The sequence below is a fragment of the Bacillus silvicola genome, from assembly GCF_050524305.1.
GTDB lineage: Bacteria > Bacillota > Bacilli > Bacillales > Bacillaceae_G > Bacillus_A > Bacillus_A cereus_AT.
On record NZ_JBNGVC010000017.1, the window covers coordinates 188,374 to 204,021 of the forward strand.

Sequence of the window (15,648 nt, forward strand, 5' to 3'; positions counted from 1 at the left end):
GGTGCCTCTCTCCGACTTAAACCACTTTAATTTTTATAATATATATTTGGACTTCCATCCAAATATGATTTTACCATATTTATCTATATATTATCATTTTTGTCGAAAAATTTAAAAATTTATAAGAATTCGATGTTATCGAAGTTTGATTGTAATTCTTTCGCTCGTCCCATGGGAGTTTGTCAAATCATTGTTTTATATCTAATATAGGGGAACAAAAACATACTAATCTTGGCATATTTTCAATATTCTAAAGGTGCATATTCAACCATAATTAGTGATTGAGTATGCATCTTCAATTTTTTGGTTATCTTTTTTTTAATTATATTTTTGTACATATGCGCTTTATATAGTGATCTCTAATAATAAGGAAGTAAATAATTTGCATACAGATAAAGCTTACTAATACAACAGTTGAACTTTGAATAACGGACATTTCCTTACTTACTCTTTGTCCTAATTGGTGAAAAGTTAGAAATGCAAAACTGCTGTGAACCATAGCCACTACAATCGGTAAGAAAAATAGAAATATCATTTGTCTTGTCACAATTTGTTTTAACTCTTTTTGGCTTAAACCTAATTTTGAAAGCATCTGATATTGCTCTTGATCACGTTCTAAATCAGTAAATAGACGGAAATATAAAAAGCTTAGCGTAAATACGAAAAATACAATCCCCACCAATACACTTGAAATAGAAAGTAATCCATTTTGTTGTTTCAGTTCAAGCCATTTTAAATACAAAGATGAAAAGATATAAAAATCATCTTGACTCGTACCAATGGACTTCATAAGTTTTGTAGAAACTTCACTTGTTTCAGACCAATTTTTAACGATAAAACCGTATATAGTGTAATCTCGGAGTACACTTTCTTGTTGAACATTTAGGACCTTATTGTAAACAGCATCAGAGACAATAAAAGGCTTGTCAATCTCGGCGAATTCTGGGATATAAATTGTTTTTTGAACAGAAAGTGGTACTTCTAGTTCACCATGTTTTAATTCCAATGTTTTTTGATCCTCTGCACTTGTGGGATTTTTCTTTGGTAGTATAGCGATACTTTCAGTTTCATTTGTTAATTTTTCTATTTCATACCCTAATTTTTTAGCGTATTCATTATACGTAGAAAGATTAATTAACACCGGACCGTTTTGTGCCCTTTTAAATTTTGTTGCTACAAGTTTATAAGAAAATCCAGATTCTTTTAATTGTTTCTTTATCTCTTCAATATGGGATTTCTCTTGTGTATTTCCATTATCCGATCGATAGGTAAATGCATATGGCGTCGCACTTTTTGCCAATTCAGGATTTGCGATTGCCGTACAAACTCCAATTGCTGTAAAAGATACAGCCGATATAATTGTAACTATAAAGAACGTTCTCGCATTATCTTTCATTCGGAACGCTAATTCTGAAATAACAAGGAGATTGGTTCTTTTAAAGAATGTAGTTTCTCTATTTTTTAAAGTGTATATCACATATACACACAATTGAGTAAAGAAAAAATAGGTTCCACATACAATTAATAAGACACCTACTACTACGAGTAGAAGTAATTGTTTTAAACTCATGAAATCGACCGCGACGATACAGTAGTGGACGGCGGAGTAACCTGCTCCAATTAAGATTATTGCCAACAAGGATATCCAAACGGACGCTTTCGGCTCAGGTTTTGGTTTTTCCTCTGATTTTATGAGTTCTACAAGTTCATTCATTTTTACCATTTTTGATGTAAATAATGAAATGAGTAGGAATAAAACAAAAAAGGAAATAGCTGTTACTCCCATAGACTTTAATGGAAAGTAAAATGCTAACGTATTCTCTATTCCCAATAAAGACCCACTAATTAGTAAAACTAATTTAGAAAAAATCATCCCAATCCCAATGCCTGCTAGTATAGAAGGAACTCCAATCAACATGTTTTCGAAAAAAATTAATCGATGAAGCTGTTGATGAGACATTCCATGTAACAGTAATAATCCAAACTCTTTTTTTCTATTTTTTAAAAATGCGCTAACAGAATAGAAAATAAATAAGAAAGAGAAGACAAAGATTAAGTAATACGATAGTTGAAATCCTATTTTCCCAAATGTATTCATTATGGTACTTACATGAGTCAGTTCGCCTTGTAGATTCGGATGAAAGACAAGTAGCCCATAAGTAAAGAAAATCATTACCGCAAATGTGCTACTAAAAAAATGACCAAGATATATTCGTTTATTCCGTATAACATTATTGAATGCGAGCTGTCGAAAAGTCATGTTTATTCCCCCCTAACATAGAAAGACTATCCATAATATTTTTATAAAATAATGGGCGATCATCATTGTAGCAAACTTCATGGTATAACTGTCCATCTTTAATAAAAATAATGCGGTCACAGTAACTTGCAGCAACTGGATCGTGCGTTACTAACATCATTGTTGCCTTTTCCTCTTTATTTAATTGTGTTAATATCTCCATTACATCTTGGGAAGCTTTAGAATCTAAGTTTCCTGTTGGCTCATCGGCAAGAACCAATTTAGGATAATGAATGAGTGCACGGGCAATCGCTGTTCGCTGTGCTTGTCCTCCTGATATTTCATATGTTCGTTTATTTAAAATTTCACTGATTCCTAATTTTTTTGAAATAGATTCTACTCGTTTATTTATTCTTTTCACATTCATGCCATCTAATACGAGCGGAAGAACCATATTCTCTTTTACTGTTAATGTATGCAACAGGTTAAAGGATTGAAAGACGAACCCTAATTCCTGTCTGCGAAATACGGCCAAATCATTGGGTGATAGTTGATAAGGATTTTTACTATTAATGAATACACTGCCTGATGTTGGCGAGTCAATAGTAGAAATCATATTCAATAACGTTGTTTTCCCACTACCAGAAGGACCCATAATCCCAACAAATTCTCCTTCTGTAATTGTTAAATTAATATTTGAAAGTGCTGTATGTGAAACTTTTCCTGTGTATTCTTTACTAAGATCTTTTACTTTTACTATTTTCATATGAGAAATCCCCTCCAAATTTACAAACTAAGTATGAGCGTTGATAGATGATGCCTGCCGACATTTTTCCTTTTTTTAAAATACGAATAATTTTCTATTAATTGATGGTCTAGTTTCGTATTTCCTTATTTAACCTGTAATTCTTAATCGAATGTTTTAAGTACTAAAATAACTTGATATCGTACCTCAGAATTTTTATGAATGTTTCTGTTTTCATTGTAGTATTAAGATTGTTATTCTCATATTGAATTACCTTTCATTTTTCTTACACGCTTGCAATGTTTCTGAAAATACAGTTTATAGAGTCTACAGCCAAGATTCTTTTTTGGGAGATAGCAAAGAGGGATTTATCATATGCACTTTACTATACGGAACTAGATTTCTGTATAGTTTTTATTTGCAATTCATTGTGTTTTTATTTACCAAGCACGTATCAAAATCAATATTATGAAAGTAAACTACTGGCTAAAAGTTTACTTTCGATTTTTTGATCATTTATAGTTAATTTTGTAATAAATTTCTCAATATAGATATACTTGTTAATTATGATTCCAATATTCAAAATTAACAAAAAATAAATTATAATAAAAATATGATGGTTATCCTTTTGTTTACTCCTTGTGCTAAAGATAAGATCGTGTTCACCGATCTTATCTTTTTTTATTTGTGATTTTTGATATAAAAAAGAATCCCTATCATAAGGATTCTGCAACAGGAAATAACAAAATATAAACAATTGTAGCTCTGGTGTACAAGATAATTGAGATAGAAGAGAATTTACATTATATATTTGTAAAAGGTATTTTACCGCATTGGGATTATATGTGGAAAGATAGAGCCAGAAATAGATGTATGGGAATGGTTATTTATCCAGAGAAATGAATATGTTTAACAAAAATACTACCTTTCCATCTTGTTCCGCCACTAAACAGTTTTCATAGTTCAAATAATAAAGCAATATCGCTTGTAAAATAATGAAAATGAAATTAAGGTATAGCAACAGGGAAAATTTACAGTAGTTGACCTATAAAAGATACACTAAAATATTGCATAGAGGTGAAATACATGGATGAACAATTGGGGTCACCATATCAAAAAAGAAAATTGTACTTTCAGGCACAAAATTGAAATGTTTTGCTTATCTTCCTTTACATTAAGGGATTAGTTTGTATATTTGAGGAGATGTGCGAGACAGGTGTATATTTAGGATAATCTAATATTTCCCATTCGAATATGATAGAATAGAAGTATATCCAAAATGGAGGAATGGCAAATGAACTCAAACACAAAACAGTTTATTTATGATATCCAGCAAAGAAAGAACAATTATATAGAAAATGTATTAATAGCAATACAACATCCTAAAAAAGAGCAATCTGAACAAGTCATTCAAAATATAGTAGAGAAGATGGATATGATGATTAGTCTAGTTACTACGTACATGAGGATTGAATCAGGATCTACGGAAGAATTAAAAGAACTTCAGAAAGAAATTATCCATGCTCAAGCATATATCCAAAAAAGAAAATTTGAAGAAACACAGAGATAAAACCCTGTGTTTTTATTTGGACGTCTATGAAACCAATTTGTTATAAATTAAATTAGATGTAATTTAATCATTGTTTTGGCATAATCCATACAATTTGTTGAATTCGTACAATATACGGTACCGTATCTTCAATTAGCAAATGATCTGGTTTCACATCCTTTAACTTTCCTCTTACATTACCTCTTACAGTTTCAATAACCACATGTTTACCAATTACTGATTGTAATGTCTGATATACGTAGGGATTCGGTACACTTACCATATTTTGTTCACTCAAGTCATTTCCCTCCAAATAACTCAATCTATAAAACTCCTTTCTAACCTACATTCTTTCTCTTAATATATGATATAAATCTTATAAATATGCTAGAAGGATAATTCATTATAGAAACAAAAATAACATTTTAATAAGGTACATTTAGGTTGTTCTTTTCAAGATATGTGTCATTTTAAATACGCCCTTTGTTAGCATACTGCTCATACTTTTTTTGAGATTCTTTCGTAATACGTGCGTTAAGTAAAATTGCCAACAATAAAAACACTCCATATTTTCCTCCTGTAGCTCCTATGATAATCACACTACTACAAACAAGTACAATTAATAGGATAAACGAAACTAAATAAATACAATTATAATTCTTTGACATCTTCTCGTATTTTATGCGTTCTTTCCTTGCATCCATCTAAATTCCTCCTTTAAATTATCCGTTTCACCATAAGATAAATCCCGCTCTTAAAAAGAAAACAATCTATCGTTTCAAATACTTAGTTTGTTTTTGATCAACTAATGTATATAAAATAAAAAGAAATCCTACCAATATTAAGCTTTCCACTATGATAATCCCGACCCTCTCCTTCCTTTGAACCCCATCACATCAGATGGAATATATGTATATCCTGTTATTAGCCGTAGCAAACAAAAAGGATCTTCCCTTCTCGTAAAGGCTGATCCTTTTCTTCGTTCATTCAACTATTTTTAGCTATTCTTGATTAATTAGAATCACAGCTGGTCCATCTACACGAATTCCACCAACTTCGATTTTTTCATAAGGCTCAACTGTAATAGAAATAATCCCTTCTCGCTTCTTTAATTCATTACTTAATTCTTTTGTTAACATTTTTTTCATGTGTGCACTCCTTCTTACTGCTTCATTTACTATTGTTATGTAAATAAGATTAAAAATGGTTTCCTGGTCTGGAAACCATTTTTTGTAGTTGACCATATGGTGTTATCAGTTCGTTTATCAATTTTACGTAAAGAAGATAAACAATTACTATCCACTGTCTCAGTAGATGTAAAGAACTCTTAAAGAGATAGCGGTGAGATTGATTGTTTTTTCTTCTAGAAATAATGACTTAGATAATATATTACCTAAAACAATGAAAGCCCTACCTCTCTTTCATCCTTACGGATCCTTGTCCGTGCCAGTGTGAATCAGGATTGCAAAAATCAAGTGACTATTTAATCGAGTTATTTGATGAAAATTTGAACGTTCGTAAAAGAAATTTAAAAATAAAAATGGATAAGATTGAAGTAATAACAAAAGAGGTTCCTACTCTAAAAGTGAGTTGAAGAAGTTGAATGTCTTTGAAATGATTTACTTTTAATAATCATCATATTCCCGAAAAATTCAGGATATTTTCGGGGGATTTAATGCATTATCTATAATGAATCTTAACAGAAACTTTTTATTTGATTTTCAGTGATCCCTTTAATTAATCCTAGTTCACTAATCAAAAATTCATGTGCGTTATCCAACATTTTTTTTTCGCTTGTATTCAGTGCCTTTTCTTTCTTCATACGCATTAAATCACGTACAACTTCAGCACCTTCTTGTATTTCACCCGTTTTTATTTTGTCCGTGTTCACTTTATACCTTTGTTTCCACGGCAATGATTTATCTGATTCTCCATGCTGAAAAATGTGTATAATGTGTTTTAATGCAAGTATATCAGTAACTGGGCGTATACTCGAACTTAGTATTTTACCCATAGGAATCATGACTTGCATATTACTGATTGACATTTTTATAACATAATACTGTTGTTTTTTTCCTGAGAATTCTTTTTCTTCTATGGCTTCAATTATACCTGCTCCGTGCATTGGATAAACAATGTTATCGCCAATTTGAAACATATAATCCACCTCCATATATGGTAACCTTCTTAACCTTAACATATATTTTATTTTTTATCAAATATTTTATAATATCATAAAATCATTTTTATCGTCAATAACTTTTTTAACAAAAATTAAATTAAGTAAAAAACACCCCAAAAACAATAGGGAGTGTGTCAGATTTCACATAAAAAGAAGGGGAATTTCCCCGCTTATATTCTGAAATCTCTACTCATTAACGTAGATCAGTTTTCCCTTGAAAACGACCAAATCGATCACGTATTTTTTTCAATCTTGTGTGGTATTCCAAAATCTCAATTCTTGCTTTTTCTGCTAAAGGTGCAATTGGTCGTAAGTCTTTTAACCCCCAATAATCAACCACTAATTCCCTTATATTATCGTATTACTGATAAAGCGGGTAATACTAGCGACCATACAGAATAAAAAAACAAAAAGAACTTGTAGAAATTACTACAAGTTCTTTTTGTGATAATGGAAATAATACAGCTGGTTCGTATCAATTTGCTATTTTCATACTTTTGTAAAACTCGTTTTCACTAAATAAATATTATAAAATTCTACTTTCGAATTTTGTTTAAATTTTGAAATTGTAATTTAACCCCAGAGTGGCCCCTCATTCCCTGAATCGTTTCGGTACCCCATTAAGGAAAGTACCCAAAACGACCGTTGTCAGTGATTTGAAAGTAAACTACTGGATATTAGTTTACATTCGGTTTTTATTAGAAAAACAAAGAGAACTTGTAGGAATGTCTACAAGTTCTCTTTGAGATAATGTAACTACAAGGGCAAAACAAACCATCTTAACAGAAATGACAGGGTAAACTATTTAGAAACTGCTTTGACAAATTTATTATATAACAAATATTGCCTTTTAAGGGTCACCATACATGCCCATCAACTTAAGAGCCAAAACAAAATGTACTTTCGTTCATATGAACGGAAAAACTCTTAAAATACTTTGTGTCCTTAAAAATGAGCATACCAAATAAACCTCAATCAACCCAATTTTAAAAATCCTGTGATTTTTTTTGTTTTTCCAATCCACTATACTTATAAATAACACCCAAGATATCAAAGACTGTTTTCTTCTCATATCGGTGAGATTTTCGTCCATTTTTCAGTAATAGGTTGAATAGACGGCATAAGATTTTTGTTATTTCTTGGGTGTTTTGTTGTATAGCTTGATACAAGATGTATAGATGATCTTGTATCATTCCAATGGCTTTATATTCGCTTAATTCTTTTTGTTTCTTTTGTAAAATCAACTGTCGCATTTTGAACATAGTAGAAGAACATAGAAAAATAGCAATTAGTTTTCCATAAATGTGACATTCTAATCGCTCTTGTTTGATATTTTGCCAATGATGGATTTGAAAAAGTGATTTCCAAGTTTTAAAGATAATTTCGATTTGCCAGCGAAGAGAGTAAAAATCATGTATTTGTTCCATCGGAACAATCTCCCAAGGTATATTGGTAACATATATGTTAATACCAGCTAATCTTTTGCTTTTATCTGAATATGTAATGCCCTTTTTACTTTCCGTATACATTTGTTTTTTCATACGCTCACGAAGTTGTTTTTCAGTTAATCGATACATAATAACTCGTGTGAATAGTTTTTTATCCTTTCCAATATAACCGTCTGTTATTTCATGGACCTGTCCTGGTTTTAAGGTATTCATAATCTGTTCTAAATCAACTTTGATGTACTGAGACTCTTTTTTTACTGTCCCATTTCGAAAGTATTCAGGAAACTCATTTTTGATATACACCATATTGTTTAGTTTAAGCCGCGATATATAATACACGCCTCGTTGGTCCATTTGATCTAAATCGTCTAGTGAATAATAGCCTAAATCCCGAATACATAGATCGCCAGGGCGTAATGTCGCTAAACATTCTGTTCCAAAGGTCTTATCATTATTCTTCCCTGGTTCAACTTGAAAATTTAAAAACTGTCCGCTATGTAAATCATATTCTAGTTGAATCTTTATACCCGCTGTTTGTGCACAACCACCTGATCCAGGATACACACTAGCTAAATGTTTTGGCACTTGGAAAATCGTTGCATCTAAAATACGAATCCGTTGAAAATAGGTGATTGAAGAGCTTGGAATCACTGATGTATCAGAAATTTTCTTTTTTAATAATGTGGAGAAAATATATTTTAAAAAGCAAACAGCCTTCTTATTGAAACGTTTATTTAGTCCTTCTGGACTCATAAAAGTTCCGGTAACAGCATGAAGTTGACTACACAGTCGAACTAAGGAATCACTCGCTACACGTTGACTAATCCAGACACAGATAATAGCTAAGTCACGTCCTGAAAACTTACGCTTTCGTTGTACAAAAGCTAGTTCTCTAGAAAGTTTTTCTAAAAATGAAGGGGTAAGATGTTGATGTAATTCTTCAGCAAATAATTGTAGCTCACTTTGAATCGAAAGATTCATAAAAAACGCCATCCTTTCTGTATATTTCTACAAATAGAATAGCGTTCATTTCATTATATATATAAGTTGAATTAAAAGATTACAATCGAATGCATAATCGATCGATCACTTTTTCAGGTGTGCGATTTAATTCCTGAATAAAAGCCTGTACATTTTTTTGAATTTCATAAATCGATGAATAAAAAACATTATGAATGATGTCTGATTTGAGCCATTTCCATACCCCTTCAATTAAATTTAAATCGGGACTGTAGGGAGGTAAAAACACTAATTCTAAGCGATGACAGTGTTTCCTTAAAAGTGGTTGGATGAGCTTCGCATGATGAATACGCGCATTATCTAGAATAAGAGCTATTTTCCCGTTGGGATACAGTTCAAGTACATGCTGAAGAAAACGAAGAAATGCTTCGGCATCATACCGCTCCTCTTCTACACAAACTAACTCACCTGTTTCATAATTAAGTGTACCAATAAGTTTAACACCTTGGTGTTTCCCATAAGTAGGAATACTGCGTTGTTTTCCTTTTAAAAACCATGTATGCTGCAGTGCTTGGTAATCGCGGATCATGGACTCATCTTGAAACAGAAGATGGTCAATCTCCTCGTTTAAAAGTTTTTTTTTTATAGGCGGGGAAGGTAACTTCCCTAAACTCTTGTTGTTTCACCGGGTCTGCTTTCGCTAATGTATACGTCGGTTTTGTGTAACTAAGCCCTAAATCATGTAAAAGTCGAGACACCCCGCGAAGTGTGTAACTTACGTTCCATTCTCTTTTAATGAAAGAAGCGATAATGGATAAAGTCCAATTATGTTTAGCTGGAAATCCAACATCAACGGGTAGATGAGATGCAATCACTTGAACTAACTCCTGTTCTTGTTCAGGGGCTAATTTACGTGGTGCTCCTGTTGATTGTCCCATGAGTAAGCCATGCAATCCTTTTTCTTTGTAAGCATTCACATAATTATAGATTGTTTTTTCAGAACGACCAATCATGTTCATTATTTCTTTTATAGAAAAGCCTTGTACATAGAAATAGATCGTTTGATAACGTTCATACATTCGTTTCGTTTTAGTCGTTTTCATTGCTACAAGTAGGCTTTCTTTTTCGTTTTGGTGTACATGTGTCATTTTGCTCCGCTCCATTTGTCAATATATGTTACTTATTATATTTCGACAAACAGTAGCTGTAACCTTTTAATTCAACTTATATAGATACAAATTTATTTTATCTTGATGAACATGTACGGTACTTCTGAAAATCGCACTCTGTTTTTATCGTAACTTTAAACATATCATTTACTTCTACTTAAAAATTCCAGAACTTTGTTGAAGGTTTCTAGACCCGCTGGGGTATTCATTTTAAATTGAAATTCATGTACTAACTCACCAGAAACATTTTTATCAAAGAAAAGACTATCTACAGACACTCCTTTACTTTGTAAAGCAGAAGCCAATGCTTTACCTTGATCTTCAAATGATCCAGTGTTCCCATCTGTGATAAATGCTGGTGGATATTTTTTTGTAACATGATTTAAAATTGAAGCTATTTTTACTTCTGATGATCCTTCCCAATTTTTTTTACCCAAATAAGCCCAACCAGTGGTACGCATGAAATCTTGTATTTCTTTAGTTGATTCTATCTTAGCTAATTCAGGCATATTATATGGACCGCAAAATAGCAGTACACCTTTTATTGTAGAAGGATTAACAATAGCGTCAATCTTTGCTAATTTTGCATACTCTTCAGATGTTTGAATATTAACGAATTGACCAGATATTTGTGCTCCAGCAGAATCTCCTGCAAAATAAACATGATTCAGATTTAAGTCATATTTTTTGGCATTTTCTTTTATGTATTCATAAGCCTCACCTAGTTGGAGTACTGGCGTTGGATATTCTCTTTTAGGAGCAAGAGCATAGTTTATATTCACCACTATATAGCCACGAGCAGCTAATTCTACCGCATACCCAGTAATATCTGATTTATCTCCCCCCACAAATCCACCTCCATGTACCCAAAAAATAATAGGAGATTTTTCTGTACGATTTTTCGGATAAATGAGGTCTAATTTGCCATCTGGGAATTTAGAATTATAATTGATATCCTTAACGATTTTTGTTTCGTTTAGAGCATGGTCATAATCAGCTGACGGAACGAAGGTTCCGCCTTCAAATGCTTTTTTAATCAAAAATGCTTTTGGAACTGGTGAAAGGTTCCAATAACTAATTCCCGCAAGAGCCAATCCAAAAACTACCATGAGAGATATAAGCATTCTTTTTTTCCATACTCCTTTAGGCTTTGCTATTTTCATTATAAATTTATCTCCGTTCCTTATTTAGTTATTACTTTTACTTACCTCTTAACAAAAAGAGTATAACAAACTTATCAAAAAACAATTAGAACTATTTTCAGATAAATTTTTGTCAAAAACTAAAATAGAACACTATAAAATTTATATATAGTATGGATTGAAACATGATATAAAATTCTTGTTGAATAATTAATGAGTTTATATGAGGAGAATACATAGAATGAGATAAATAAATGATTTATAACAGGCCGTCACATTACTATCAGGTTAAAAAATATATTGCTTCTCAAAATAAAAAAATGAACTGAATTCTCATAATTAACTGTAGAGAGATAAAAACGCTGTTATGAATCCCCCAGAACGAAGATTTTTGTATCTTTTATGGTAATAAGCCTCATTTTTATCGTTTTGGGGTAACTTATTTTCTTAAGTTGATAGGCATGGGGTCACCATACATGCCCATCAACTTAAGGATGGATACAAAATTAACTTTTGTTCAATTGAACTAAAATCTCCCAAAATGGGGACAAGTTATTAAAAATAAGCACACGAAATAAACCCTAACGGGTTTCATTTTTTTCTTATGCAGCTTTCTTTTGCTTGCTACATCCACTATACTCATAGATAACACCCATGATATCAAAGACAGTTTTCTTCTCATATCGATGAGATTTCCGCCCGTTTTTCTCTAGAAGGTGGAACAGGCGGATCAGAAGCTTTGTTATCTCTTGGGTGCTTTTCCCTATGGCTTGATAGAGGAGAAACAGATGATCTTGGATCATTCCAATCGCTTTATATTCACTTAATTCTTTTTGCTTCTTTTGTAACACAAGTTGGCGCATTTTAAACATCGTAGAAGAACATAAAAAAATAGCGATGAGTTTCCCGTATAAATGGCACTCTATTCTTTCTTGTTTGACGGTACGACAATGATTAATATCAAACAATGATTTCCACGTTTTAAAAACAATTTCTATCTGCCAACGCAATGTATATAATTCATGTACTTGTTCCATCGGAACCCATTCCCAAGGTGCATTTGTCACATATACATTTAATCCCGCTGCTAATTTACTTTTATCTGAATAGGTTTTGTGTTTTGACTTTTCTTTTTCTGCAATTTTCTCTAGACGTTTTTTTAATTGTGCCTCTGTTAAACGATGAAAAATGAGACGTGAAAATAGCTGCTGTTTATCCCCAATATAAGCTTGCTGATATTCTATCGTTTCGCCTGGTTGGAGTTGATTCAAAATCTGTATGACATTGATTTGTATGTATTCTGATTGTTTTTTAATGGAACCATTTTTAAAATATTCCGGATTTGGATTTTTTACATATACGTTCGTATTTAACTTTAACCTCGAAATATAATACGTACCACGTTGATCCATTTGATCTAAATCCTCTAATGAAAAATACCCTAAATCACGAATACATAAATCGCCTGGCCGTAACGTATCTAAACATTCTGTTCCGAATGTTTTATCATTATTTTTTCCAGGTCCCACTTGAAAATTAAGAAATTGCCCACTATGTAAATCATATTCTAATTGAATTTTGATCCCAGCTGTTTGAGCGCAGCCACCTGAACCAGGATATATATGTTCCAAAGTATGGGGTACTTGAAACATAGTGGCATCCATGATGCGAATGCGTTTAAAATGAGCAAAAAGTTGGTTAGAAATGTGAGTCTGCTCACAGATTTTTTGTTGTAACAATAACGAAAAGACATGCTTTAAAAATAACACTGATTTTGCAGTAAATCGTTTATTTAAGCCCTCTGGGCTGAGTAAAGTACCTGTAGCTGCATGAAGTCTACTACATAATCGGACTAAAGGATCACTGGCCACCCGTTGGCTAATCCAAATACAAATGGTAGCTAAATCTGATCCTGAAAACTTGCGTTTTCGCTTTATAAACTTAATCTCTCTTGCTAGTTCTTCCAAAAATCCAGGTGTGATATAGCGCTGTAATTCTTCTGCAAATGGTTGTAACTCCTCTTGAATCGAGAGATTCATAAAAAACGTCACCCTTTCTCATAGATTATTAAGAAAGAATAACGTTTTTTTGTACTTGGGGGTAGTAAAAAGTCTTAAGTTGATGGGCATGGGGTCACCATATCATTTCGGGAAAATTGTACGTTTAGACACAATTTGGACGCATTTAAGTGATTCTTGTACGTTATCATTTAGTAATCTTGTTTATATGGATTAGAAGAAATTGTGTTAGGAAGTGCAAAATAAATAAGAAAAGTGAAATTTTCATCAATATAGATTCTTTATATATCTATAAACTAAAAAAGAATCCCCTTCAGTAAGCTTTCCAAAGGAAATTCTTTTTCATATTACATTTCTTTACTGCCCCACAGAGCTACTTATTCCAACTAATTTTCTCCCTTGTTCTAAAAGAATCTCATAATTGTTGCTCTCTTTAATTTCCTTTATTCTGCTTTCATTTATAGAAGGATCATTTATTTTAAAGTATTCATTTAAAATTTCATATTGTGTTTTCCCTCGTTTAGTTGAACTATCCTCAATGGCTTCTTTCCATGGAACATTCGCTTTATCCATAATTAATTCTAGAGCTGAGCCAGTCTCATATCGAATATCCCTTTCTAAGAAGCTTGGAGATTCCGCCTGTCCATTGGCAATAAAATTGAATGCCTCCATAAAAGTAACATGATAAGGCTTTTCTTTCTTTGCAAGTACCATAAGGGTTCCACCAGTTAATTTGCTATAACGATATTCTAAGTACCGTGCTGAGCCTTCTATCGCTTCTGCCTTTGTTTCACCAACTAGTTGTGGCCATTTTTTATAGCGGTAATTACGTACAATAGTCCAGTCATATAAAACTTGTTTTAATGTTTCTGGATTATTATCCATCATAGCTCTATCTAATAGCTTAAATTCCAATCCCATTAACGCATAATTTTCTTTTTTTACAGGATAATCATCAATATATTCTCCGCCATTTGCATCATATGTCCAATCTTTTTGTTTATAAGCATGAAAAGATTCATGTAATAAAAAGGAAGGGAAATCAAAATATAAATCTGGATTACTAAACATTTTAGGATAATATTTCAAATAAAAGATCTGATTATTTGAAATATCTACTGCTCCAAAATTTGAAGGAAACCATGTAGAAAGCGTTCCAAGATCAAAACGACTTAAACGATATACCTTAGGTAAATGTAAGGATTTAGGGACTTGTATCTCCTTTGCGAATACACTGTCTTCGATTTGCTTCACATTTATAGCATAAGCTTCTTTACGTATCATTCCTCCATCTTTATTAGTACGTATTAGAATTAACGGTTTTTTTTCAAAATGATACTTGCCATCCCAAAGCTTATCACTAGATTCTTCAAAGTTTTTATATATAGTTGATAATTCTTGCAACATTCGTTGGTCAGTTTCATTCAACGATTCAAACTTTGTATGATAATTCTTATTGAAGACGATGGCTACTAAAATAATCACTACAAATGTTATGAATAAAACCGCAAATATTTTTAAAAATCTTTTCATGCTACTCTCCTTTATGAATATACATTATTTAACTATTTCAATGGGTGAAATTTAATTATTATCGTTAATATATGGAAACATAATATTACCTTTAGTGATACCCTAAATTTATATAGTAACTCAAAAAACAGTTATGTTGCTATTTTATTCCGTAAGATTATCAAACTATTAGGAAGGAAGTTGTCACATAAAAAATAGTCAAGATTATTTTCAAAGCATTATTTAGTTAAAAAACATAAAATAAAGTAAGTTTCCTCGTATTATTTTTCTTATCCCATCCATTAAATTGGTTCTTTATCATGTCCTCGATAAAATTACCTATGTAGGAGTCTCGCCACATCGCTATCAAACTAATATTTTGAAATACCCCCAAAGCGAAAATCTCACCTTTCCATAGCTATCTATAAGGATTCAGCCCATCGTTTTGAGGAACAATGAATTTCTTAGCCTGATGGCGATGGGGCGGTATCCTTTAATGAAAAGAGAAACTAAGAAGACCAATGATTTAAAGACTCAGTTTATTTCAATATCCATAAAATCTACTTAATTAAGAAAAAGGTACATCACAAGGGGGATTTAAATTTTTATAGGGGATGGCTGAAAAGAAATGAATCTGTACGATACTACATATATTTCCTTTAACAACTATCCCCATTATATTTA

At 31.9% G+C, this 15,648-nt stretch carries 11 protein-coding genes and 2 pseudogenes; 1 reads left to right on the top strand and 12 read right to left on the bottom strand.

All coding sequences use genetic code 11. The features are described 5' to 3' along the window. Positions 1 to 322: 322 nt before the first annotated feature. Positions 323 to 2,260: an FtsX-like permease family protein gene (locus ACP6L7_RS32435; RefSeq protein ID WP_430529694.1), complete on the bottom strand. Its 1,938-nt coding sequence runs from the start codon at positions 2,258 to 2,260 to the stop codon at positions 323 to 325. Further along, on the bottom strand, positions 2,232 to 3,005 hold the full coding sequence (locus ACP6L7_RS32440) for an ABC transporter ATP-binding protein (RefSeq protein ID WP_098791828.1): 774 nt from the start codon (positions 3,003 to 3,005) through the stop codon (positions 2,232 to 2,234). The genes ACP6L7_RS32435 and ACP6L7_RS32440 overlap by 29 nt, the downstream gene beginning before the upstream one ends. A 1,273-nt stretch (positions 3,006 to 4,278) precedes the next feature. Between ACP6L7_RS32440 and ACP6L7_RS32445 the strand changes: the two genes are divergently transcribed. Further along, positions 4,279 to 4,554, top strand: coding sequence for a hypothetical protein (locus ACP6L7_RS32445; RefSeq protein WP_001087723.1), 276 nt, complete (start codon positions 4,279 to 4,281; stop codon positions 4,552 to 4,554). A gap of 67 nt (positions 4,555 to 4,621) precedes the next feature. On the opposite strand, the gene ACP6L7_RS32450 is transcribed toward ACP6L7_RS32445, so the two are convergent. The 10 genes and pseudogenes from ACP6L7_RS32450 to ACP6L7_RS32495 form a co-directional block, all read right to left on the bottom strand. After that, the gene (locus tag ACP6L7_RS32450; protein WP_000120820.1) at positions 4,622 to 4,855 is read right to left on the bottom strand and encodes a YuzF family protein; all 234 of its coding nucleotides are present in this window, start codon (positions 4,853 to 4,855) and stop codon (positions 4,622 to 4,624) included. 148 nt (positions 4,856 to 5,003) lie between these two features. After that, a complete protein-coding gene (locus ACP6L7_RS32455) occupies positions 5,004 to 5,237 on the bottom strand; it encodes a hypothetical protein (RefSeq protein ID WP_059304473.1) in 234 nt (77 codons plus the stop codon). A 297-nt stretch (positions 5,238 to 5,534) separates the two neighbouring features. Then, entirely contained in the window at positions 5,535 to 5,681 is a 147-nt protein-coding gene (locus ACP6L7_RS32460) for a BC1881 family protein (RefSeq protein WP_000738547.1), read from the bottom strand. 548 nt (positions 5,682 to 6,229) lie between these two features. Continuing rightward, positions 6,230 to 6,691, bottom strand: a complete 462-nt coding sequence (locus tag ACP6L7_RS32465) for a CarD family transcriptional regulator (protein ID WP_170961073.1) — start codon at positions 6,689 to 6,691, stop codon at positions 6,230 to 6,232. A gap of 217 nt (positions 6,692 to 6,908) precedes the next feature. After that, positions 6,909 to 7,058, bottom strand: a pseudogene (locus ACP6L7_RS32470) (acyl-ACP desaturase); the annotation flags it as partial. Positions 7,059 to 7,701: 643 nt separating this feature from the next. Then, positions 7,702 to 9,144, bottom strand: coding sequence for an IS4 family transposase (locus tag ACP6L7_RS32475; RefSeq protein WP_430529695.1), 1,443 nt, complete (start codon positions 9,142 to 9,144; stop codon positions 7,702 to 7,704). A gap of 79 nt (positions 9,145 to 9,223) precedes the next feature. Next, positions 9,224 to 10,271, bottom strand: a pseudogene (locus tag ACP6L7_RS32480) (IS630 family transposase). Between the two features lie 164 nt (positions 10,272 to 10,435). Continuing rightward, the gene (locus ACP6L7_RS32485) at positions 10,436 to 11,455 is read right to left on the bottom strand and encodes an alpha/beta hydrolase (RefSeq protein WP_097833447.1); all 1,020 of its coding nucleotides are present in this window, start codon (positions 11,453 to 11,455) and stop codon (positions 10,436 to 10,438) included. Between the two features lie 581 nt (positions 11,456 to 12,036). Further along, positions 12,037 to 13,473: an IS4 family transposase gene (locus tag ACP6L7_RS32490; protein ID WP_430529099.1), complete on the bottom strand. Its 1,437-nt coding sequence runs from the start codon at positions 13,471 to 13,473 to the stop codon at positions 12,037 to 12,039. Between the two features lie 336 nt (positions 13,474 to 13,809). After that, positions 13,810 to 14,985 (bottom strand): hypothetical protein, encoded by a 1,176-nt coding sequence (locus tag ACP6L7_RS32495; RefSeq protein WP_088010093.1) that lies wholly within the window; start codon positions 14,983 to 14,985, stop codon positions 13,810 to 13,812. Positions 14,986 to 15,648: the final 663 nt, after the last annotated feature.